Genomic DNA, 22155 nt, shown 5'->3' with positions numbered 1-22155 from the left:
CAATACTAACACCGATCAGCGGTTCTCCTTTCTCATCTGTTACGACTCCCTTTACGGTAGTCTTTTTTTGAGCGACTTCACCCGCAGCAGCACCTTTTGTTTCGGCTACCGCTTCTCCTGTACTCGCATACAAGGACACTCCCTGCAGCAAAGCAGCAGAGATCAGCAAAACAGCTCTTAGTTCAGCAAAATAGTTTTTTCTCATAAGTATAGTTTGATTGATTTTAGTTTTTCCATCAAGATTAAAAGACTGGCATTAGAAACTTATTACACACAACGATCAATGCGAAAATATTTTTTAAATTATTTTTTTATCAATACTTTTGGCATTTAGATTTAAAACTTCATATTATATTTCCAAAAACATTTAATAGACAAATATGTGACTTAAAAAACGTCAGCTACTTTCAACTTTTTTACGTCAACTTTATTGAAAAAAACGGAAATATTATTTAATTCAAAAATAAATATCTGAAAATCAATACTATATCACAATATGTATTTAACAATAAAAAAGAGAGATTTTTTACTGTCAATATAAAAAAATCGAGAAATGCTAAAAAGAGAGTTGTTCCGAAACAAAAAACATTGCCCGGCAGATCCTAAAAACTGAATCTGTCGGGCAATGCTTTTTATGCCTCAAAAACTAAACTCTCATTTATTCATCGAATTCTTCATTTATCATAATCTACTGCAGAGACCTCGTCCATAATATTTTCGTTTTCCCGGTAAAGCGCCCAAAGCACTCTGTAAGCAATCGTACTTATAAACGAACTCATGACTATAGTAAAAAATACACCTATGACCAGTGCAAGCAACCCCAATACATTCAACAACAATATCGACAAATACAATAATATGAGTTTCCATTCATAACCTTTTGTTATGTACCAACTCCTTTTTAACGCCGCCCTGCATCCTAACTCCGTATCGAGTATAATTATCCCCGCAAAAGAGATGCGAATCATAATCCAACATAACAAGATAGACAAACCCGCTAAAATAAGATAACCGAGTAAAGGTATGAAGACTGAAATTGCCGGCGGAGTTTTTATGGCAAAATCAGCCGCAATAAAAGCAATCAGTCCCAAAACGACAATAACCGATAAAATCAAAATCTCTAACTTCAAATAAGTCCATGCCCGAGACCAAATAGAGAGGAATACACTCATTTTCGGTTCCATCCCGTCAAGAATATTCAAAATCAATTTGCCGAACCCCATTCCAAATCCCCAAGATAATATTGCAGCCAGCAAATTTCCCAAGATATAACGCCCCGAAGTAACATTCTCTCCCGAGATAAGACTCAAAAACACAGACACGACCATAAAGGCTAAATACAAGCCAACCATAGTAACTCCTTGTTTTTTCATAAAATCCCAAGATTTACGAAACATCATACTTTGGGAAAAAGAAACATTTTCCATAGTTCAAAATTTTTATGATTAATAATAATTTCAGAGCCCGTCGTCTAATCTCGGCTAGGCTCTATTGTATAATTTAATAATATTCCTCTCAAAAAATTTATTTTTTCAGACGAATCACCTTGCCTCTTTCCGCACTTTTCACGGCAGACTCAAGTATTTCCACAACGATCAGATTGTTCTCTAATGAAGATAAGTCTTGCGGAGAAATTTGTATTTCTTTCCGTACCGCAGCTTTCAGAAAATAGAACGGATCATTATACGGAGCCTTTAATCGAGGAGCAACGACAGAATTTTCCTTTCTATCTGTATAAACCCGCATCTTGACAGGCGTATCTTGATAAATATACCCTTGTGAACCGTAAATATGCATATCTTTTCTATTCATCGGCCAATTCCATGAACCCATAATCTGAACAGTCGCCGAAGGATACTCAAGTATAATCGTTGCATCATCATCAACTTCAGGATATACATGCGGCTTCTGATGTTTCAAGACCGCATATACGCTGACAGGTTTTTGATTGTCAAAAAACCATGTAGCCAAATTCGCCCCGTAACAACCGAAATCGGTCACCGCTCCTCCTCCGTTCAATACCGGATCTGTCAACCACCGGAGAAATTCTTCGCTGCATTTAATCTCGACCGGACCTTGGTGTCCGTCATAAACCTCCATACGGGTTATGTCACCAATAGCCCCCTTGTCCTTTATCAAACGATAAGCTTCATGGTTCGTATCATACCACGTGGTTTCATAATTGGTCAACAACAATATATCATTCTTCCGTGCAAGTTCTGCCATACGGTTGGCATGTTTCATACTTACGGCAAGGGGTTTTTCTACCATAACATGTATCCCCCTCGGAGCACACGCTTCAACAACCCGCAAATGATCATAAATAGGCTCATATACAATAACAGCTTCAGGTTGCGATTTATCGAGCATTTCCTCTAAATTCTCATAAAAAAGAGAAGGGTCGACCTTTTTTCGTAACGGAGTCTTTTCTCTAAGAGCTGCATCTCTTTCTGCGACTCCGACAATCTGAAAATCGCCCCTATCGAGCCTGACCAACACTTCATGTAAATGGGAATGAGAAAGACCGACAATACCCAGCCTCAACGGAGAGCTGTCTTCGGCTCGTAATAAAACGCAACAACAGAAGAACACTAATAAACTTATTATACGAGGTGCTTTCATAATTATGTATGTATTGTAAAATTGAAATCGAATAAAGATTTGTCTATATGACGATAAAGTTAACAAAAAACAATAAGTCAAAAAAATATTTCCATAAAATTTAAGACGATTCTTATATAGTAAGAATACGAATTCGTATTTTTGTCTTGCAATTTTCAATACAAACAAATGAAAATACGACTTTCTATCTCGGATACAATCAAACAAACATGCCCCGGGTTTACTGCCGGACTTGTCTGTGCTCAAGTAAAAAACAGTTTATATAACGAATCTCTTTGGAAAGAGATTGAAGAGGAAATAACTCAAATCCGACAAGAATACCCTTTAGAAACAATCAATAAACGGGAAACGATACTGGCAACACGGAAAGTATATAAAAACTTAGGAAAAGACCCGAATCGCTATCGTCCTTCAGCCGAAGCTTTATGCCGTCGGTTGACAAAGGGGATGGAATTATACCGTATCTCGACATTAGTGGATCTTATCAATTTGGTGTCTATTCGTACCGGATATTCTATAGGAGGTTTTGATGCCGGAAAAATAGAGGGGGACTTTCTGACTTTAGGCGTCGGTAAAGAAAACGAATTATTCCATGCTATAGGACGGGGCATATTGAACATAGAAAATCTTCCGGTATATAGAGATGCAACAGGTCCTATCGGGACACCGACAAGTGACGAAGAAAGGACAAAACTTTCTCCCGATACGACACAAATACTAATCATTATCAACGGATATTCAGGAGAAAACGGTGTAGAAAACGCTATAAAGCTAACGACAGATTTGTTAACCCGTTATGCTTATGCCTGCGATATCGAGACCGACTATGTCCGGACTTATTAAGTTCATTCTCCGGTAACGGATGTTGCGGGAGTTATTTTTATGCCGACTTCCGTAATTCCGGGAATTACATCATCACGCATTCCCTGTTGAACAGAAATAGAATACCTTCCCTTACGGGGGAAATTAAAATCGGTCTTATAAGAAATCGTCTGCTGATAGGAAGCTCCCCAACCCGAACCGAACCATTTCCCATACTCATCGGCCAAGACACAATTCAACGTATCGGTAAACTCCTCTCCTGTTTCCGCTTCACAGGTAATAAAAAGCCACAAGTTTCTATAATTGTAATCGTTGGTATAACGCAAAGACAAATCTATGTCATAGGTACTTATCGTATCTTCAATTACCGGAGAAAAACGCTCTATCACACGCTTATCCCATCCCCGTTCGGGAATGTGATTAAACGTATGATACACGTCCTTTGTGTTACAGGAAAAAAACAGTATCGGCAGACAGAATAACAGTATCACCTTACTCAGGTGTACTTCCCGTCCGGTTGTTGCTATTGTTTTTTCCATTATTGTTGTTCCCATTTCGGTTATTATTTCCACGAACTCCGTTTTGAGAAGAAGCAGTCTCCTGTCCGGTTATCGCTCCGGAAGCCTCGTTTCCGTTATTCCTCTTAAAACCCGGTTTCTTTCGACGGCGATTCTGCCCGTTTCCGCCATTATTACCCGACCGCTTTTTACTTTTGTCAAAACGGGTCAGACTATCTTGCCCCACTACATCCTCAAAATCTTTTTTTACCGGTTCTTGGTCGTCCAGAACTTCAAGTTTATCGGGCTTTATACCTTTTTTATTCAACGCAATGACCTCAAAAACCCGGGAAGCATCTACAGTTACCAGATTTGCGGCTATCTCCTTACTTGTCGAATAGGTCATTTGCCGTTTGAATATATCGGTTTTAAAATGATAATAGGTATTGTCCTTCGTTTCGAGAGCAACTTCCCGGGACGGTAATTTTTTTTGTCCTTCGACATAAGCATCGACCTCAAAATTCAAACAGCATTTCAGCTTGGCACACTGTCCCGCCAATTTTTGAGGATTCAACGATATATCCTGATAGCGGGCCGCGCTTGTCGCCACCGATACAAAATTAGTCATCCAAGAAGAACAACAAAGTTGGCGTCCGCAAGGACCTATTCCCCCGATGCGTCCGGCTTCTTGCCGAGCTCCTATCTGTTTCATCTCGATACGTACCCGAAAAGCCTCGGCCAACACTTTTATCAATTGACGGAAATCGACACGATCATCTGCAATGTAATAGAAAATAGCCTTATTCCCATCTCCCTGATATTCTACATCACCGATTTTCATATCCAGATTCAAGTCTTCAGCAATCTTACGGGCACGCAACATCGTGTCATGTTCTCGGGATTTGGCCTCTTCATATTTTTCCAAATCGTTCGGTTTGGCCTTACGATAAACCCTTTTCAAATCGGGATTATCCAATTTTACCCCATTTTTTTTCATCTGTAACAAAACAAGACGCCCGGTTAAAGTCACCTCTCCGATATCATGACCCGGATTCCCCTCGACAGCCACCATATCTCCTTTTTCAAGATGAATATGGGTGGAATTTTTATAATATCCTTTACGCGTATTCTTAAACTGTACCTCCACCATCTCCGTCTCACTATGAGACTCCGGCAGATCAGACAGCCAATCATAGCACTCAAGCTTATTCGCCCTACATCTTTTTTTCGATATCGGGGTATTCTCGTTATTATTATCTGACGTGTTATTCATATAATCTGTTTTATCAAAAAAAGCTACAGTCAGCACTCAGAATCATAGATTTTGGTGAAGCCTGCAGCCCTAAATATTTATTTGTCGCAGATAAGCCGATCTCTCGTCCTATTTGGCAAAGCTTACCGCACGGGTTTCACGGATAACCGTAATCTTCACCTGTCCCGGATAGGTCATTTCATCTTGAATGCGCTTTGCGATTTCGGTCGACAGGTTTTCCGTTTCAGTATCATCGATCTTATCAGCTCCGACAATTACACGCAACTCACGCCCGGCCTGTATCGCATATGTTTTCAGAACTCCCGGATATGAAAGGGCTAACTGTTCCAAATCATTAAGACGTTTAATATATGCTTCTACAATCTCCCGACGTGCTCCCGGACGTGCTCCCGATATCGCATCACAAACCTGAACGATCGGAGCAAGCAAGCTTGCCATTTCCGTTTCATCATGATGAGCTCCTATCGCATTGCAAATATCGGATTTCTCTTTATATTTTTCCGCTAATTTCATACCCAATAAAGCATGCGGTAATTCCGGTTCTTCATCGGGTACTTTTCCGATGTCGTGCAAAAGGCCTGCACGTTTCGCCTTCTTAGGATTTAACCCTAATTCCGAAGCCATTATAGCACAAAGATTTGCTGTTTCCCGAGAGTGTTGCAACAGATTTTGTCCGTAAGAAGAACGATATTTCATTTTCCCCACTAATCTGATCAATTCGGGATGTAACCCGTGAATACCTAAATCTATAGCCGTACGTTTTCCGGTCTCGATAATTTCCTCCTCGATTTGCTTTCTTACTTTCGCAACTACTTCTTCGATACGGGCAGGATGAATGCGTCCGTCCGTTACCAACTGATGCAATGCCAAACGAGCAATCTCACGACGAACAGGGTCGAACGCTGACAAAACAATCGCCTCGGGAGTATCATCCACAATTATTTCTACACCTGTTGCGGCCTCTAATGCCCGAATATTACGGCCTTCACGACCGATAATACGGCCCTTTATTTCATCTGAATCGATATGGAACACCGTCACCGAATTTTCTATCGCCGTCTCTGTCGCCACTCTCTGAATGCTTTGTATTACAATTCGTTTCGCCTCTTTATTTGCAGTCAGTTTGGCTTCATCCATAATATCATTAATATAAGATGCCGCCTGCGTCTTCGCCTCTTCTTTTAACGATTCGATAAGCTTTTCTTTCGCTTCTTCTGCCGAAAGTCCCGAAAGATGTTCCAAACGTTCAACCTCGGCCTTATGCAAACGTTCCAATTCGGCTTTTTTCTTCTCTACAATTTCTATTTGTGTGTCCAGATTGGCACGTATTGCATCAGACTCAGCTTTCTTTCGTTGCAACTCCTGCTGTTGTTGATTAAGTTGCAGCTCCCGTTGCTTTGCTTTGGCTTCTGCAGACTGCAATTTCGCATTACGTGCATTTGCCTGTTTTTCCATATCTGCCTTCAGATGCAGAAACTTTTCTTTTACTTCAAGCAATTTATTCTTTTTAATTACTTCAGCTTCCTTTGCGGCTTCTTCTATAATCGATTGTGCCCGTGTCTTCAACAAGGTCTTTCCTATTACAAAAACCACTGTCGCACCTACCAGCAAACAAACGAGTCCCGTAATCACCAATGATATAATTTCCATTTGTTCTTATTTAATTATTAAAAAATGCACCACATCAAAGGCAAAAAATGCCCTGTTGCAGTGCAGGAATATATGTCTCTTAAAAAATAAAATCTACTTCTGGTTCAAATAGCTATCCAACTCTTCATCTATTTCCCGAACAATTCCGGTAAAAATCTCAACATCCCGTGTCTCCCTCAGCCTTAGATATGCATGAGATAAATCAATAGCCGTCATCGCTAAAAAATCATATATCGATTTCGATTTATCCTTGCCAAACTGCTCTCTATAAGTAGCCAGCTTTTTATTTACCAATGCAGCCGCTTGTCTCACAATCTCCTCATCTTCTCTCCTAATATTCAGAGGGTACTTGCGCCCGGCTATTTCTAAGTGAATTTTAAATTTATCGTTCATAGCATCTATTCATTTAATAAAGAGATGCATTTATCGATTTCCCGCACCAATTTACCAAACCTGTTCCGTGCTGCTTTAATATCGCTCTCACCGAGAGCCAGCCCTCTTGCAGTCAGTAAATCCTGATATTTGATACTCATCTCATCCAAATCCCTCTGCAAGGTTGCAATTGTGCTTTTCTGTTCTTCAATGCGTTTTTCCAATTCCTCTTTTTCGCGCTTCAGAACATTACAACGTCTCATCAACTCTTGTATATGAGCCCGCAAAGTATCCAGTACCCGCTTCGGATTATCCGCCATTTTATATCAAATTCTATACAAATATAGAGATTCTGATCGAATATTGAAATATATCCGTAATTATTTTTAATGATATATATGATTTTATTCCGATCCGATTTTATTTTTTGGGTCGACATAAAACAATTAATAGATTACAATTCAAGTATTTATCTTTTTAATATAACTGCCGAAGAACGAGGCAAATTTATTTTATTTCCGGAGATTGAGGATATTCCGGCCTCATCGATCTTTCCATCTAAACAAACAATTGTCCAATTTCCGTCCGGAATAGAAATTTCTTGAAGAGAATTATTACCATTAAAAGCGACAAATATTTCGCTCCAAATATCCCCTGCAGCTTTCCCATTCAACCGATAAGCTATAACATTTTCCGGCAAATGTTCTTCAAAATGTAAATTTGACTGTATATCGGTTGTCGTAACCATACGAAATGCAGAATGTTTTTTTCGAAGAGCGATCAATTTTTTATAATAATCGAACAAATCATAATATATCGATTTATTTGCCCAATTAATTTGGTTGATAGAATCTGGAGATTCAAAAGAATTATGTACCAGTTTTTTACTTCTGAAAACCTCTTCCCCGTTAAACATAAACGGAATCCCTTGAGACGTAAATATAATAGTCTGCGCTAATTTATCATATCGAAGCAAATCAGACTCGGAAGTATTTTCAGGTAAAGAAACAATAAGTTTATCGACCAGACACAGATCATCATGACTCGACACATAATTTATAGATTGCGACGGATACAAAGCATACGGCGATGTAGAATAATTTATCTGACTATAATCGATTTGGGGATGCTGAGTAGCAGCAACAATACCGAATTTTACACTTTCTTCCAACCCTGATTTTCCCGTAGCAAACCCTCGATTTTCATCTTTCTTAAAACTACCTTTCACTGCATCACGCACATCATCATTAAACACAGCAATGCCCGGCATTTGAGGTGCATTTGTTTTCATTGCCCGTAGCTCCTGAGGATAAGGAGATGGTCCGGCAGTCCAACCTTCACCGTAAACAAAAATGGAAGGATCAATTCGATTTAAAGAATCCCTGAGCATGTTCATCGTTTCCAGATCATGAATTCCCATCAGATCAAAACGGAAACCATCGATATGGTATTCTTTTACCCAATACAGAGCAGATTGAACGATATATCGGCGTACCATTTCTCTTTCTGATGCCGTTTCGTTTCCACAATACGAAGCATCCGAATAAGTGCCGTCAGGATTATGCCGGTAATAATAACCGGGGACCGTCAAGTTAAAATTCGAACCGTCAGTCACGTAAGTATGATTATATACTACATCCATAATTACCCGAATACCATTTTTATGTAAAACCTGTATCATCTGCTTCATCTCACGGATACGGGTTTCGGGCTTATAAGGATCTGTCGAATAAGATCCTTCAGGCACATTATAATTTTTAGGATCATACCCCCAATTATATTTATTTTCATATAACTTTGTTTCATCAATAGAGCCGAAATCAAAAGAGGGTAAAAGATGAACATGTGTAATACCCAGTTCTTTTAAATGATCTATTCCCGTTTTCAAACCTTCAGGGTTCACAGTTCCCCGCTCGGTGAGAGCAAGAAACTTACCCTTATTTTTAATACCGGATGTCGAATCGATCGAGAAATCCCGATAATGCATCTCATATAAAATAATATCCGTGAAGTTTTTTAACGGTGGCCGTATATCTTTATCCCAACCTTCAGGATCTGTATCTTGCATGCGTATAATTGCCCCTCTGTTGCCATTTACCCCGACAGCCTTTGCCCAAATTCCGGGAGTCTCGGAAAGCCATTTTTCATCTTTTAATATCCGGTAAGTATAATATTTGCCATAAAGCTCCTCAGAGACAACCGCTCTAAACACTCCTGTATCAACATCTTTATCCATAGTGATTATTCTCTCAGGATCTCCATTCTCTCCATTATCATATATCCTAATCTGGACAGCTTCTGCTGTAGGAGTCCATAATACAAAACGTGTTTTGCCATCTGCTACGGTTACTCCCAAATCATCCCCCACATAAGCCGGATAATCTTCATAACTCTTATAAGCAGATTGTCGGTGATTACAACTGCTAATTACGAACATAAAAATCGCAAATAAAGAAAACGTGAACCACTTCATTGACCTACCAATTAATTTAAGAACACAGATCCATACTTTTATCTATAAAATCTTTAACGTTATAACATATTATCCAATGAAATAGTTTAGCTATTTATATCTTTGCAATCTATTAAAAAATTATCATGCAATATGAAAATTCTCTGGATAGATTTAAACAGTTCTTACGCTCATGCTTCTCTGGCATTACCGGCAATTCATGCACAAATAAAGGGTAACCCGGATATCGAATGGGAAATCGTATCTTGCACTATCAATGAGAATATAGGCATGATCGTAAAGAACGCTGCAAAATGCAAACCCGATATTATTGCAGCAACCGCATGGCTATTTAACAAAGAGATATTATTGCATATTATTTGCAGACTTAAAGCTTTACTGCCCAATAGCAAAGTCATACTAGGCGGACCTGAATTTTTAGGAAATAACAAAGATTTTTTACTTTCAACACCATTTGTTGATTGTGTATTTCGAGGTGAAGGAGAAGAAAACGTCCCACTTTGGCTACAAATATGGGATAAACCTGAAAAATGGAATATGATAGAGGGGATTTGTTTTCTCGATTCCCAAAAACAGTATATAGATAAGGGAATAGCCCGCGTACAGTATTTCGAAAAACTGATTCCCCCCGAAGAAAGTAAATTCTTTAATTGGGAAAAACCGTTCGTACAATTAGAAACTACCCGAGGCTGTTTCAACACTTGCGCCTTCTGCGTAAGCGGAGGGGAAAAACCCGTACGCACTATCAATACAGAACAAATCCGAAAGAGATTGCAAATAATACAGCAACATAAAATAAAAAACGTCAGGGTACTGGACAGGACTTTTAATTATAACAACAAACGCGCTTTGGAATTATTGAAGCTTTTCCGGGAATTTCCGGAAATTCGATTCCACCTCGAAATTCATCCGGCATTACTGACCAACGAACTGAAAACCGCATTAGCAGATATGCCGACAGGTTGTTTACACCTTGAAGCCGGAATACAGAGTTTGCATGAAAATGTACTTATGCAAAGCCGACGATCAGGAGATTTACAACACTCTCTCGAAGGGCTGAGATATTTATGTTCTTTAACCAACATGGAAACACATGCCGATCTGATAGCCGGACTTCCGCTATATAAATTAGAACAAATATTCGAGGATATCCATGTCCTCGCCCATTTCGGAGCCGGAGAAATTCAACTCGAATCATTAAAAGTCCTACCCGGGACAGAAATGCGAAAAAGAGCTGAAGAATGGGGTATCCGCTATTCTCCTTATCCTCCATACGAAGTATTGGAAACGAATGAAATAACCGCCGAAGAATTACAATACGCAAGACAATTATCCCGGTTACTCGACGGTTACTACAACACTCCTATCTGGCAAAAGATCACATGCCAATTAATATTATCAGAATCCGGATTTTTAAAAAGTTTTTTGAACTTTCTTATCGCTTCCGATGTAATAGACAAGCCTTTAAGTATAGAGAAAAGAGGTCTGCTCCTTTATGATTTCTGCAAACAGGTATATCCCGAATATACCGTCCACGTATCTGTTGCATGGATTATTGCCGGACTTTCCTTAAAAAAAGCTCCTGCGGAAAAAGTCATGACAAAACATCAAAATCCTCCGTCTGTATGGAATATTTTACAAGGGAAATATAAAGATTCCCTAAAACTTTGCCGCTTACCACACAAAACGGGTAATTATTGGTTCGGATTCGAACCTGAAACACAAATTCATGTGCCGGTCTTTATCGCCGAAAATTAAAGTTTTACAGATTTTTATATTATAGACGTTTTTAAGAAGAACTTACATTCTTTACCGTTTATATTCTCTATATTTGCAAACAATCAATAAATGCGGCACATGGAGTTAAAATATAACAATATCGATTACCTAAATGAATCGATTTCAGTTTTACCCCAAGAAGACAAAGAGAAATTAAAATCTATATTATCGGAAAATTTCTACAAAAAAGGAGAAATTATCAGCAGTGTAAAAGAGATCGAAGAGCATATATATATTATCTCCCAAGGCGGAGCCAGAGTTTTTTATCTTAAAGACGGGAAAGAAATTACTTTTTCATTCGCTTTTGATCAAGACTTGATCCTCTGTCTCAATTCGCAAATCAATAAGCCCGAACTGCCTAAAATCATCGAGTTCCTCGAAGATTCTCATGTAATAACCATAAATATCAATTTATTTTCACAGCCCTTAAAAATAAGAGATATTACAACAGCACAACGTATAAACCGCATTCTGCTCGATTACAGCTATTTCCTGGAAGAAAGAATCATTAATTTACAATGCAGAAGCGCCCGCGAAAGGTATGAATGGGTCGTGACGCGTTACCCTCGTTTATTACAACGAGCTACATTAGGACAAATTGCCTCGTTCTTAGGAATCACCCAAGAAACGATCAGTAGAATACGTTCTGAAAAATACCCGCTTTGATCAAACTTAGTTGATATGTTAATTCCCAAAGGATAAAATTGTTAATTTAACACAGCATTTAACGAGATTTACAATCTCAAAAGAATTATTTTTGACATATATCAAAACACAATTCCTTTTATCACGGTACATTTGTACCCAAATTTAGATTGTTTGAATTTCTAAGGTATAGAAGATTGGTAAATTTTCGTAGGGAAGTTGATTCCGTAACGGCAAGATACATTCTATTCCTTCTTTAAAAAATAGGTATTAGATATATCAATATTAAGACAAATATGAAAATTCGGAAAGCTATGATTATTCAATCACAACGAGTAATTTTATCGACAGCAATATGCTTGTCACTTTTTTCATGCGGTAAACAACAACAAAGTGGGTTTAACATGGTAAAAGAATACCCAGTCACCACTTTACAACCGGAATCAGTAGAACTGAATACTTCCTATCCGGCAACAATCAAAGGTCGTCAAGATATAGAAATCAGACCTAATGTCAGCGGATTCATTACACAACTTTGTGTAGATGAAGGTGCAACTGTTCACAAAGGACAACTTCTATTCGTTATAGATCCTGTCCAATATGAAGAAGCAGTTAAAGTTGCCGAAGCAGCAGTTAAAGTTGCTGAAGCTAATGTAGCCACAGCCCAACTAACAGCAGACAACAAAGCGGAACTGGCAAAAAAGAACATTATCAGCGATTATGACAAACAGATGGCATTCAATACTTTGGCTACTCAAAAAGCAGCATTGGCACAAGCAAAAGCCCAATTAATCAATGCCAAACAAAATTTATCATATACTAAGGTAATCAGTCCGTCCAACGGTGTTGTCGGCACAATTCCCCTACGTGTAGGAAGTTTGGTAAGCCCCAGTTCGGCAACTCCATTAACAACCGTTTCCGATAACTCTGAGATGTTTGCCTATTTCTCATTAAACGAAAAGCAGATTCTCGAATTGGCACGCGAACATGGAGCAAACAATCTGGTACAAAATCTTCCGGAAGTTCAACTAAAATTATCAGATGGAACTTTATATAATAAAAAAGGAAAAATCGCCACAATCAGCGGAATTATAGATCAGTCAACAGGGACTTCCAACTTGCGTGCAGCATTCCCAAACCCCGACCAGTTACTTCGTAGCGGAAATACAGGAGATATACTTGTTCCGATAAAGCTTGATTCAGCCATTTTAGTTCCTCAAGCCGCGACATACGAAATGCAAGATAAACGATTTGTATATATCGTACAAGATGATTCTACCGTAAAAAATACGGAAATAAAAATCCTAAATGTAGATGACGGAAAAAACTTTGTAGTAACGTCAGGACTAAAAGCTGGAGACAGAATTGTTCTTGAAGGTGCAGGTACCCTGAAAGACGGTGCTCAAATAAAACCGATCTCACCTGAAGAAGCTGCAGCCAAACTGAAAGCGATGACACAAACACAAGCTGCCGGGAAAAATAAATAATAAATTCATAAACAGTATAATAAAGATATGAAGCTAGATAGATTTATAAACCGCCCTGTGCTTTCGACGGTTATTTCCATTTTGATAGTCATTTTGGGAATATTAGGGTTGGTATCCTTACCTATTACACAGTATCCGGATATCGCCCCCCCTACCGTACATGTATCTGCAACTTATACCGGAGCTAATGCCCAAACTGTATTGAATAGTGTAATCGCACCTCTGGAAGAACAGATAAACGGGGTAGAGAATATGATGTATATGACCTCAACGGCATCTAATAACGGAGAAGCAAGCATCGAGGTCTATTTCAATCAGGGAACAGATCCGGATATGGCTGCCGTAAACGTACAAAACCGCGTTACTAAAGCTCAAGGGTTCTTGCCGTCAGAAGTTACCCAAATCGGTGTGACGACACAGAAACGCCAAACCAGTATGTTATTGGGATTTGCTATTTATAGTACAGATGATCGATATGATATAAAATTTCTCGAAAACTATGCAAACATTAATATCATACCTGAAGTAAAACGTATTCCCGGTGTCGGAGATGCAATGGTGATGGGTGCAGACTATTCCATGCGTATCTGGTTGAAACCAGATGTTATGGCACAATATAAATTGATGCCTACCGACGTATCCGCTGCTTTAGCAGAACAAAATATCGAAGCTGCACCAGGTCAATTCGGCGAAAACGGAAATCAGTCGTTCCAATATGTCATGCGATATAAAGGACGTTTACAAACCGAAGAAGAGTTTGGAGACATTGTTATCAAAGCTACTGAAAACGGAGAAATTCTACGATTAAAGGACATTGCTACAATTGAACTTGGACGATTAACATACGGGTTTGACAACAAAGTCAACGGACATAATGGTGTTACCACCATCATATTCCAAACAGCAGGATCGAATGCAACCCAAATCATCAAAGATATAGAAGCATATCTTGCTCAAGCGGAAAAACAATTCCCGTCAGGAATAAAAACTGAAGTCTTATTAAATGCCAATGACTTCCTTTTCGCCTCTATCGAGGAGGTTATCAAAACATTAGTCGAAGCATTTATTCTCGTATTCTTCGTAGTATATATATTCTTACAAGACTTCCGTTCTACATTGATTCCGGCTATCGCTATCCCGGTAGCCCTCATCGGTACATTCTTTGCTTTGTACCTGATCGGATTTAGTTTGAACTTGTTGACTCTATGTGCTATGGTGCTTGCCATTGCGATAGTCGTCGATGATGCAATAGTCGTCGTCGAGGGCGTCCATGCGAAACTTGACCAAGGATATAAATCATCCCGTAAAGCTTCCATCGATGCCATGAGTGAATTAGGTGGTGCTATCGTTTCTATTACATTGGTAATGATGTCCGTATTTATCCCTGTAAGTTTCATGGGAGGTACATCCGGTACATTCTATCGCCAATTCGGATTGACTATGGCTATAGCCATTGGGTTCTCAGCTATCAATGCATTGACTCTTAGTCCGGCATTATGTGCTTTGTTTTTGAAACCTCATCAGAAAGAAGGAGAAAAGAAAATGAGTTTAATAGACCGTTTTCACACTTCTTTCAACACGGCATATGACATCGTACTCAAAAAATACAAACGCCAGACATCGTTCTTTATAAATCATAAATGGCTATCTATAGGGACGGTAGTCCTTAGCGTTATAGTATTAGTTTTCTTGATGAGATCAACCCCGACAGGACTAGTACCCAACGAAGATACAGGAACAATCTTTGCTATGGTATCTATGCCTCCCGGAACATCTATGGAACGTACTGATGCCATGATGCAAAAAGTTGACAGCATGATCGCTGCTATCCCGGCCGTAAAAGGACGAACTCAAATTACGGGATATAACTTTGTTGCCGGACAAGGTAATTCTTACGGATCTATCATCGTCAAACTAAAAGATTGGAAAGAGCGTAGCTCGGAAGAAAGTTCGGACAATATCATTAAAATGCTATATGGGAAGTCTGCCCAAATATTTAATGAAGGACAGATTCTTTTCTTCGCACCTCCTATGATTCCGGGTTACGGAGTAAGTAGCGGTTTCGAACTCAACTTACAGGATAAAACCGGAGGAGATTTGAACGATTTCTTTGAAGTCGCTCAAAATTTCTTAGCAAAGCTGAATGCCCGTCCGGAAATTGCTGCAGCACAAACAGCATTTAGTCCGGTATTCCCCCAATACATGATCGATATTGATGCGGCAAAATGTAAGCAAGCCGGCATCAGTCCGAGAGATATTCTCACTACATTACAAGGATATTATGGAGGTTTGTATTCTTCAAACTTCAACCGTTTCGGTAAACTATACCGTGTTATGATCCAAGCCGATCCGCAAAGCCGCATCAGCCCGGAAACACTAAACAGTATTAAAGTACGCAATGGTAATGAGATGGCTCCGATCACTCAATTCGTAACATTAAAGAAAGTATACGGTCCGGATAATATCACACGTTTCAACATGTACACTTCTATGAAAGTAAACGGGTCTCCTGTTCCCGGAGTCAGCTCAGGAGATGCAATCAAAGTTATAGAAGAAGTCGCCGCAGAAACATTGCCTGTCGGATACGGATACGAATTCTCTGGTATAACGAGGGAAGAACAAAGCACAGGAGCCAATACGACTGTAATAATCTTTGCTTTATGTCTTGTTTTCGTATATCTGCTATTGAGTGCCCAATATGAAAGTTATATTCTTCCGTTGGCAGTAATACTTTCCATACCGTTCGGTTTAGCGGGAAGTTTTATTTTCGCCCAAATAATGAGTGTAGAAAACAATATTTATCTGCAAATCGCTTTAATCATGTTGGTCGGATTGTTGGCAAAGAATGCTATTCTTATCGTTGAATTTGCTCTTGACCGTAGAAAAACAGGTATGAGTATCGTCGATTCTGCGATACAAGGAGCAGCAGCCCGTTTACGTCCTATTCTTATGACCTCCTTGGCAATGGTTATAGGGCTTCTTCCTATGATGTTCGCTCACGGTGTAGGTGCAAATGGAAACAGTACGCTGGGAACAGGAGCTGTAGGCGGTATGTTCATCGGTATGGTTTGTCAGATCTTTATCGTACCTGCTCTTTTCGTTATATTTGAAATAATACAGGAAAAATTCAAACCTATCGAATGGCACGATACGGATAACAGCGAGATCGAGGCAGAGATTGAACAATATACCAAATAAAGGTTTTCACATTAAAGAAAAGAAAATGAAGAAACAAATAATTTTATATACTGTATGTCTGGCAGCCATGATGAGTAGCTGTCACATATATAAATCCTATGATCGTCCTGAAGTGGACACACAAGGGTTGTATCGAGATCCGGTATCAGATAACGATACTCTCGCTTCGGATACGACCAACATGGGCAACTTACCTTGGGAACAAGTCTTCACCGATCCCCAATTACAAGCTCTCATCCGATTAGGTTTAGAGCAAAATACTGATCTACAAAGTGCAATACAAAATGTAAAAGCAGCCGAAGCCGGACTTATGTCGGCACGGCTGGCTTATGCTCCTTCTCTTGCAATTGCACCACAAGGAGGAGTCAGCCATTTAGAAGGATCTAAAAGAAGCTGGACTTATACGCTCCCTATATCTGCAAGCTGGGAGGTCGACTTGTTCGGGAAACTTCTTAATTCAAAGCGAGGTGCCAAAGTAGCTTTATTACAAAGTAAAGCTTACAAACAGGCTGTACAAACGCAGGTAATAGCAACAATCGCAAACTGCTACTACACATTACTGATGTTGGACAAACAATTGGCTATAACTGAAGAAACTTCTATCATCTGGGATAAAAGTATCGAGACCATGCGGTCGATGAAAGAAGCCGGAATGGTCAATGAGGCGGCAATCGTACAGAGCGAAGCTAACAGTTATATGATTAAAGCCTCAATACCTGATTTGAAACAACAAATCAGAGAAACAGAAAATTCCCTTTCTCTCGTTCTTAAAGAAGCTCCGCAAAAAATCAAAAGAGGGACATTAGAAGAACAAAAACTTCCCGAAGTACTTAATTCCGGAGTTCCTATACAATTATTAGCTAATCGTCCAGACGTAAAAGCTGCAGAAATGTCTTTGGCCGGAGCTTATTACAGTACAAATCAAGCGCGATCGGCTTTCTATCCACAAATATCTATAACAGGAACGTTAGGATGGACAAATAGTGTCACAGGGATGCCGATTTTCGATGTCCCCAAAATGATCATGTCTGCTCTTGGAACTTTGACTCAACCTTTATTTTATCGGGGCGCTAACTTAGCAAAACTGAAAACAGCTAAAGCGCAACAAGAGATAGCTGCTCTCAATTTCCAGCAATCCATACTAAATGCAGGAAGTGAAGTCAGCAATGCCCTTTATCAATATCAAGCAGCTAACGAGAAGACCATCCAACGGGAAAAACAGATAAATTCCTTAGAAAAATCGGTCGAATATACACAACAATTGCTAACTTTAGGGACTTCTACTTATCTAGAAGTTCTTACGGCACAGCAATCATTGTTAAGCGCCCAATTATCCGGAATATCGGATGAGTTCCAACGCATACAAGCTGTCGTAAATTTATACCACGCCTTAGGTGGAGGACGAACAGAATAAATTAACCCTAAATTCCATGTAATATGATTAGTCCATTAGCTTATATCGATTCAAGCGCAAAAATCGGGAAAAATGTCACTATTCATCCGTTTGCGTACATCGATAAAAATGTAGAAATCGGTGACAATTGTACGATTATGCCTTATGCCAGCATTCTGGACGGGACTCGTATGGGAAATAACAATATCGTTTACCAAGCTGCAATCGTCGGAGCTGCACCACAAGATTTCAAATTTAAAGGTGATGAAACTCTTTTGATCATCGGAGACAATAATACAATTCGGGAAAAAGTCATTATCAACCGTGCAACAAATAAAGGAGATAGTACTGTTATTGGTAATGGAAACTTCCTACTGGAAGGAGTACATATCGCCCATGATACCTATATCGGGAATGACTGTATCTTAGGAAATGGTACTAAAACCGCAGGAAATTGCAAACTCGATGATAAAGCAATATTAGGAAGCGGTGTTATTCTGAAACACGGATGCCATGTAGGTAGCTGGTCACTTTTACGGGACAGTTGCCGTGCCAACAAAGATGTACCTCCTTTTATTGTCGCTGCTCACAATCCGATTACTTATTATGGAATCAATGCGGTATTGATGTCTAAAGCCGGAGGATTTAAGGACAATATAGTAGATGATATTGCAAAAGCATATCGTCAAATATACCAATGCGGCACAAGCCTCGAGAATGCTCTTCTCAGAATCAAGGAATTGATTCCTGAAAGTCCGGCAATCAAATATTTGATCAATTTCATTGAAAGTTCCGATAAAGGAATTATCGGTATCACAATTTGATTCTGTTAAAAACAAGTGATAAAGGAAAAGAGGGTGACCCAAAAGTCAATAACGACTGAACGGGTCACCCTTTTTCATTATCTTTCGGCATTCCCTTAAGAGACAAAAAATAACGGTTATCATCTTGAAAATAAAGAAGATAACCGTTGTTTTTGTGGTAAGGATTTATTATATTTAAGGTGCGAAACAAAAAGATAATCAATCATTTACCATGGGTGCAAAGATAATACATAAATCCTACAATCAGAACGATAATCTTCTTTTTCCTCCGTCATTGGGCGAACTTATCCCTGAAAACCATCCGGTGAGAACAGTCAGCGCAATAATAGACAGGCTTGATATCTCCGATATAGAGTCGACTTACAAGGGCGGCGGCACGAGCAGCTTCCATCCGCGGATGCTCCTCAAGGTGATCGTGTATTCGTATATGTGCAACGTCTACTCCGGGCGCAGGATGGAGCGTCTGCTGCACGAGAACGTGAACTACATGTGGCTCTCGGGGATGTCTCGTCCGGACTTCCGTACGATAAACCGCTTCCGTAGCGAGCGCCTGTGTGACGGCCGTTTTGAGGAATTGTTCCGCCAAACTGTGATTATGATGAACGAGGAAGGAGTGGTGTCGCTGAAGGTCCAGTACATAGACGGCACAAAGATAGAGTCCGTAGCGAACAAGTACACCTTCGTTTGGAAGGGCAGTATCGAGAAGAACAAGGCGAAACTGGAGGCCAAGGTTGACGCGTTACTGAAGGCTGCAGAGTCGGTCCTGGCGGAGGAAAACGAAGAATGTTCTGCGGAAGAGCCTAGCATGGAGGACCTTTCGGCGCGTACAGAAAGGATACTCCAGAAGATGGACGAACAGGGCATCAGCAACAGGAAACTGCGCAGGAGCGTAGAAAAGGTGAAGGACGAGTCTCTTCCGAAACTGGTGTCGTACAAGAGGCATCTGGAAATCATGGGTGAGAGGAACAGCTACAGCAAGACTGATCCCGACGCCACTTTCATGAGGATGAAGGAGGATGCGATGAACAACGGCCAGACTAAGCCCGGTTACAACGTTCAGATAGCGACGGAGAACCAGTTCATAACCAACTACGGCATTTACTGGAGACCCACGGACTGGGGTACGATGATACCCTTCCTGGACTCTTTCAGGGAGAGATACGGGACGCAGAGCAATGAGGTCGTGGCAGACTCCGGCTACGGCAACGAAGCGAACTATGCGTACATGGAGAGTAACGGGATAGATGCTTATGTCAAGTACAACATGTTCCATGCCGAGACCAAACGCAGGCATGCCAACAATGGTTTCCTCGTCCAGAACATGTACTATAACGCCTGTGAGGACTACTATGTGTGTCCGATGGGGCAGCACATGGAGAGGTGCGGCACGCAGCACTCCGTTTCAGATCTCGGCTATAGGTCGAAAGTGGATGTGTACAGAGCCGTCAACTGCAAGGGATGCCCGCTCAGGGGAATGTGCTACAGTTCGGTCATTGACCGTAGGACCATAAAGGTAAACCACCAGTCCGATTCCTTCAAGAAGCGCGCAAGGGAACTGCTCACCAGCGAACGCGGTATGATGCACCGAAGTAACAGGCCCATCGAACCTGAGTCCGTCTTTGGGGACATCAAGTTCAATCACGGCTTCAGGCGTTTCCGGCTGAAGTCAAACAGGAAAGTGAGGATTGAGTTCGGCCTCGTTGCGCTTGCACACAACCTTAGAAAGTACTCTGCGATCCTTTCAAAGCGGATGATGGGGCGGAATCATGCCTATGTTACAATATAGGTAGTCAATTCTGCTTCATACCGATGCCAATAACCGGCATGTAGCTCGCAAAAAGGCGATTTGTCAAAGAAAAAACAGTAATCGGTTGCAATTTTCAGGTTGCAGCCGATTATTGTTTCTATAAAAGAAAAAGAGACCGAACTCTAAAAAAATCTTTTGGGTCGCCCCCTTTTCTTTATCATATAAAAAACAAACAAGCATTTTATCTATAAAAAAGCTGTCTACATCTATTTATGTTGTCGAAACACTTAAAGAGAAATATTTTCACGGACGAACACAAAACATATAATAAGATGAACCACAAAATTCTATTTACCTTATTCGGATTGTTTTGCTGTAATATCATAACCGATATTGCAGCCCAAACATTTGAAAAAAGAGGCTTTCCACAAGAACGACTATCACCTGAATTAACAGCCAGGAAAAAGACTGAACAGATGGACAAACTTCTGCAACTGTCGGAAAAACAATTCAAAAAAATATTCAAACTAAATTTGAAAGAGGCAAAATCGATCGATGTCCAACGAAAAAACAGACAAGGAATAATGCCTCCTCCTATGCCTGACAGAAATCAGGATAAATTTCCCGATCGTCCCCCTATGAGAAAATTTTTTAATGAAGTACCGATGCGACCCCATCCCCAACCGCTACAGAATCCTGAGAAACTGAAAAAAGAGACTCGGAAAAGAGAGAAAAAGCTTAAAAAGATACTAACCGAAGAACAATATAATACATGGAAAGAGTATCAAAAATCAATACAAGACTATAAGCATCATAATAATCTATAATAATAAAAATGCACCAAGGGCAATAATGTAACTTTATAACTCCTGGTGCATTTATTCTCTAATTATATCTGCTATTCACTCTTCAATTTTTCCCCGACAATACGCGCTGCAACTGCCACATAATCGGCACAAGGACGACGCTTATAATACGCTTCCGTGCGATCTGAAGGCTCAGGATCATCCTGTTTTCGAACTAAACCCAACAACTCCCGACAAACAATCGATCCGTTTTTCTTCCTGAACTCAGCAGCCAGTTCCTGAACTGCAGTATAATTACGGGTCTTTGCAGGCTTATCATTCGGATCATTCGCAGGATATTTAAGACCGATTATCATAAAAGATGCCGAAACAGCACCGCAAACCTCTCTCAGACGTCCCATACCTCCACCCAATGGAGCTAACAATGTAGCAGCCAAAGTATCTTCGATAGCAAAAAGATCATTGTAAGCGAGAAAAACCGATTGAGAACAATTATACCCGCTCTTAAAAAGATCTACGGCCTTCTGCACCCTTTCTTCTATATTTATATCCATCTCTCCCATTTTT

19 protein-coding genes are annotated in these 22155 nt (G+C 40.0%); 9 read left to right on the top strand and 10 right to left on the bottom strand.

Annotation, left to right across the window (positions count from 1 at the left end):
* From AC0UMU_RS05090 to AC0UMU_RS05080, 3 genes are all read right to left on the bottom strand, one after another.
* The coding region (locus AC0UMU_RS05090; protein WP_473979888.1) for a hypothetical protein at window positions 1-205 on the bottom strand (205 nt) is incomplete at its 3' end.
* Window positions 206-674: 469 nt separating this feature from the next.
* Window positions 675-1427, bottom strand: coding sequence for a hypothetical protein (locus tag AC0UMU_RS05085; protein ID WP_022390900.1), 753 nt, complete (start codon window positions 1425-1427; stop codon window positions 675-677).
* Window positions 1428-1524: 97 nt separating this feature from the next.
* Window positions 1525-2622 (bottom strand): Gfo/Idh/MocA family protein, encoded by a 1098-nt coding sequence (locus AC0UMU_RS05080; protein ID WP_288640982.1) that lies wholly within the window; start codon window positions 2620-2622, stop codon window positions 1525-1527.
* A 168-nt stretch (window positions 2623-2790) separates the two neighbouring features.
* Between AC0UMU_RS05080 and AC0UMU_RS05075 the strand changes: the two genes are divergently transcribed.
* Window positions 2791-3465 (top strand): B3/B4 domain-containing protein, encoded by a 675-nt coding sequence (locus tag AC0UMU_RS05075; RefSeq protein WP_288640980.1) that lies wholly within the window; start codon window positions 2791-2793, stop codon window positions 3463-3465.
* Window positions 3466-3467: 2 nt separating this feature from the next.
* Here AC0UMU_RS05075 and AC0UMU_RS05070 read toward each other — a convergent pair whose 3' ends face one another.
* The 6 genes from AC0UMU_RS05070 to pulA all read right to left on the bottom strand — a co-directional run bounded on the left by AC0UMU_RS05070 (window position 3468) and on the right by pulA (window position 9709).
* Window positions 3468-3983: a gliding motility lipoprotein GldH gene (locus AC0UMU_RS05070; protein ID WP_473979887.1), complete on the bottom strand. Its 516-nt coding sequence runs from the start codon at window positions 3981-3983 to the stop codon at window positions 3468-3470.
* Window positions 3937-5214: a PSP1 domain-containing protein gene (locus AC0UMU_RS05065; protein WP_278714780.1), complete on the bottom strand. Its 1278-nt coding sequence runs from the start codon at window positions 5212-5214 to the stop codon at window positions 3937-3939. The genes AC0UMU_RS05070 and AC0UMU_RS05065 overlap by 47 nt, the downstream gene beginning before the upstream one ends.
* Before the next feature lie 108 nt (window positions 5215-5322).
* Window positions 5323-6864 carry a ribonuclease Y gene (rny, locus tag AC0UMU_RS05060; protein WP_022602014.1) on the bottom strand — a complete coding sequence of 514 codons (1542 nt, stop codon included), beginning with the start codon at window positions 6862-6864 and terminating at the stop codon, window positions 5323-5325.
* A gap of 93 nt (window positions 6865-6957) precedes the next feature.
* Complete coding sequence (locus tag AC0UMU_RS05055; protein WP_009318822.1) at window positions 6958-7257, bottom strand: cell division protein ZapA; 300 nt, start codon at window positions 7255-7257, stop codon at window positions 6958-6960.
* Window positions 7258-7262: 5 nt separating this feature from the next.
* Window positions 7263-7556 (bottom strand): coiled-coil domain-containing protein, encoded by a 294-nt coding sequence (locus AC0UMU_RS05050; protein ID WP_022390893.1) that lies wholly within the window; start codon window positions 7554-7556, stop codon window positions 7263-7265.
* Between the two features lie 149 nt (window positions 7557-7705).
* Window positions 7706-9709 carry a type I pullulanase gene (gene pulA, locus AC0UMU_RS05045; RefSeq protein WP_270214690.1) on the bottom strand — a complete coding sequence of 668 codons (2004 nt, stop codon included), beginning with the start codon at window positions 9707-9709 and terminating at the stop codon, window positions 7706-7708.
* 132 nt (window positions 9710-9841) lie between these two features.
* Here pulA and AC0UMU_RS05040 point away from each other — a divergent pair, with 132 nt between their 5' ends.
* The 8 genes from AC0UMU_RS05040 (at window position 9842) to AC0UMU_RS05005 (ending at window position 21609) form a co-directional block, all read left to right on the top strand.
* Window positions 9842-11467 (top strand): B12-binding domain-containing radical SAM protein, encoded by a 1626-nt coding sequence (locus tag AC0UMU_RS05040; RefSeq protein WP_270214691.1) that lies wholly within the window; start codon window positions 9842-9844, stop codon window positions 11465-11467.
* 99 nt (window positions 11468-11566) lie between these two features.
* The gene (locus tag AC0UMU_RS05035) at window positions 11567-12154 is read left to right on the top strand and encodes a Crp/Fnr family transcriptional regulator (protein WP_122304249.1); all 588 of its coding nucleotides are present in this window, start codon (window positions 11567-11569) and stop codon (window positions 12152-12154) included.
* A 275-nt stretch (window positions 12155-12429) separates the two neighbouring features.
* Window positions 12430-13620, top strand: coding sequence for an efflux RND transporter periplasmic adaptor subunit (locus AC0UMU_RS05030; RefSeq protein ID WP_044261768.1), 1191 nt, complete (start codon window positions 12430-12432; stop codon window positions 13618-13620).
* 27 nt (window positions 13621-13647) lie between these two features.
* Window positions 13648-16818 (top strand): efflux RND transporter permease subunit, encoded by a 3171-nt coding sequence (locus AC0UMU_RS05025; RefSeq protein ID WP_288640975.1) that lies wholly within the window; start codon window positions 13648-13650, stop codon window positions 16816-16818.
* 25 nt (window positions 16819-16843) lie between these two features.
* Complete coding sequence (locus AC0UMU_RS05020) at window positions 16844-18232, top strand: TolC family protein (RefSeq protein ID WP_022602026.1); 1389 nt, start codon at window positions 16844-16846, stop codon at window positions 18230-18232.
* A gap of 23 nt (window positions 18233-18255) precedes the next feature.
* Window positions 18256-19035 (top strand): acyl-ACP--UDP-N-acetylglucosamine O-acyltransferase, encoded by a 780-nt coding sequence (lpxA, locus tag AC0UMU_RS05015; RefSeq protein ID WP_473979886.1) that lies wholly within the window; start codon window positions 18256-18258, stop codon window positions 19033-19035.
* Window positions 19036-19246: 211 nt separating this feature from the next.
* A complete protein-coding gene (locus AC0UMU_RS05010; protein WP_473979885.1) occupies window positions 19247-20821 on the top strand; it encodes an IS1182 family transposase in 1575 nt (524 codons plus the stop codon).
* Between the two features lie 293 nt (window positions 20822-21114).
* The gene (locus AC0UMU_RS05005) at window positions 21115-21609 is read left to right on the top strand and encodes a DUF4890 domain-containing protein (RefSeq protein WP_270214246.1); all 495 of its coding nucleotides are present in this window, start codon (window positions 21115-21117) and stop codon (window positions 21607-21609) included.
* Between the two features lie 71 nt (window positions 21610-21680).
* Here the strand turns inward: AC0UMU_RS05005 and AC0UMU_RS05000 are convergent, their stop codons facing one another.
* Window positions 21681-22142, bottom strand: a complete 462-nt coding sequence (locus AC0UMU_RS05000) for a C-GCAxxG-C-C family protein (RefSeq protein ID WP_288640971.1) — start codon at window positions 22140-22142, stop codon at window positions 21681-21683.
* Window positions 22143-22155 lie beyond the last annotated feature (13 nt).

The organism is Coprobacter fastidiosus (genome assembly GCF_982245605.1).
Note: the sequence above shows the minus strand (reverse complement) of the source record. Positions and strands in the feature narration are given on the sequence as shown.

Coding starts and splice junctions, on each gene's coding strand:
- AC0UMU_RS05010 (WP_473979885.1), top strand. CDS start 19,247: ATGGGTGCAAAGATAATACATAAATCCTACAATCAGAACGATAATCTT.
- AC0UMU_RS05085 (WP_022390900.1), bottom strand. CDS start 1,427: ATGGAAAATGTTTCTTTTTCCCAAAGTATGATGTTTCGTAAATCTTGG.
- AC0UMU_RS05000 (WP_288640971.1), bottom strand. CDS start 22,142: ATGGATATAAATATAGAAGAAAGGGTGCAGAAGGCCGTAGATCTTTTT.
- pulA (WP_270214690.1), bottom strand. CDS start 9,709: ATGAAGTGGTTCACGTTTTCTTTATTTGCGATTTTTATGTTCGTAATT.
- AC0UMU_RS05030 (WP_044261768.1), top strand. CDS start 12,430: ATGAAAATTCGGAAAGCTATGATTATTCAATCACAACGAGTAATTTTA.
- AC0UMU_RS05080 (WP_288640982.1), bottom strand. CDS start 2,622: ATGAAAGCACCTCGTATAATAAGTTTATTAGTGTTCTTCTGTTGTTGC.
- AC0UMU_RS05020 (WP_022602026.1), top strand. CDS start 16,844: ATGAAGAAACAAATAATTTTATATACTGTATGTCTGGCAGCCATGATG.
- AC0UMU_RS05035 (WP_122304249.1), top strand. CDS start 11,567: ATGGAGTTAAAATATAACAATATCGATTACCTAAATGAATCGATTTCA.
- AC0UMU_RS05055 (WP_009318822.1), bottom strand. CDS start 7,257: ATGAACGATAAATTTAAAATTCACTTAGAAATAGCCGGGCGCAAGTAC.
- AC0UMU_RS05005 (WP_270214246.1), top strand. CDS start 21,115: ATGAACCACAAAATTCTATTTACCTTATTCGGATTGTTTTGCTGTAAT.
- AC0UMU_RS05025 (WP_288640975.1), top strand. CDS start 13,648: ATGAAGCTAGATAGATTTATAAACCGCCCTGTGCTTTCGACGGTTATT.
- lpxA (WP_473979886.1), top strand. CDS start 18,256: ATGATTAGTCCATTAGCTTATATCGATTCAAGCGCAAAAATCGGGAAA.
- AC0UMU_RS05065 (WP_278714780.1), bottom strand. CDS start 5,214: ATGAATAACACGTCAGATAATAATAACGAGAATACCCCGATATCGAAA.
- AC0UMU_RS05050 (WP_022390893.1), bottom strand. CDS start 7,556: ATGGCGGATAATCCGAAGCGGGTACTGGATACTTTGCGGGCTCATATA.
- AC0UMU_RS05075 (WP_288640980.1), top strand. CDS start 2,791: ATGAAAATACGACTTTCTATCTCGGATACAATCAAACAAACATGCCCC.
- AC0UMU_RS05070 (WP_473979887.1), bottom strand. CDS start 3,983: ATGGAAAAAACAATAGCAACAACCGGACGGGAAGTACACCTGAGTAAG.
- rny (WP_022602014.1), bottom strand. CDS start 6,864: ATGGAAATTATATCATTGGTGATTACGGGACTCGTTTGTTTGCTGGTA.
- AC0UMU_RS05040 (WP_270214691.1), top strand. CDS start 9,842: ATGAAAATTCTCTGGATAGATTTAAACAGTTCTTACGCTCATGCTTCT.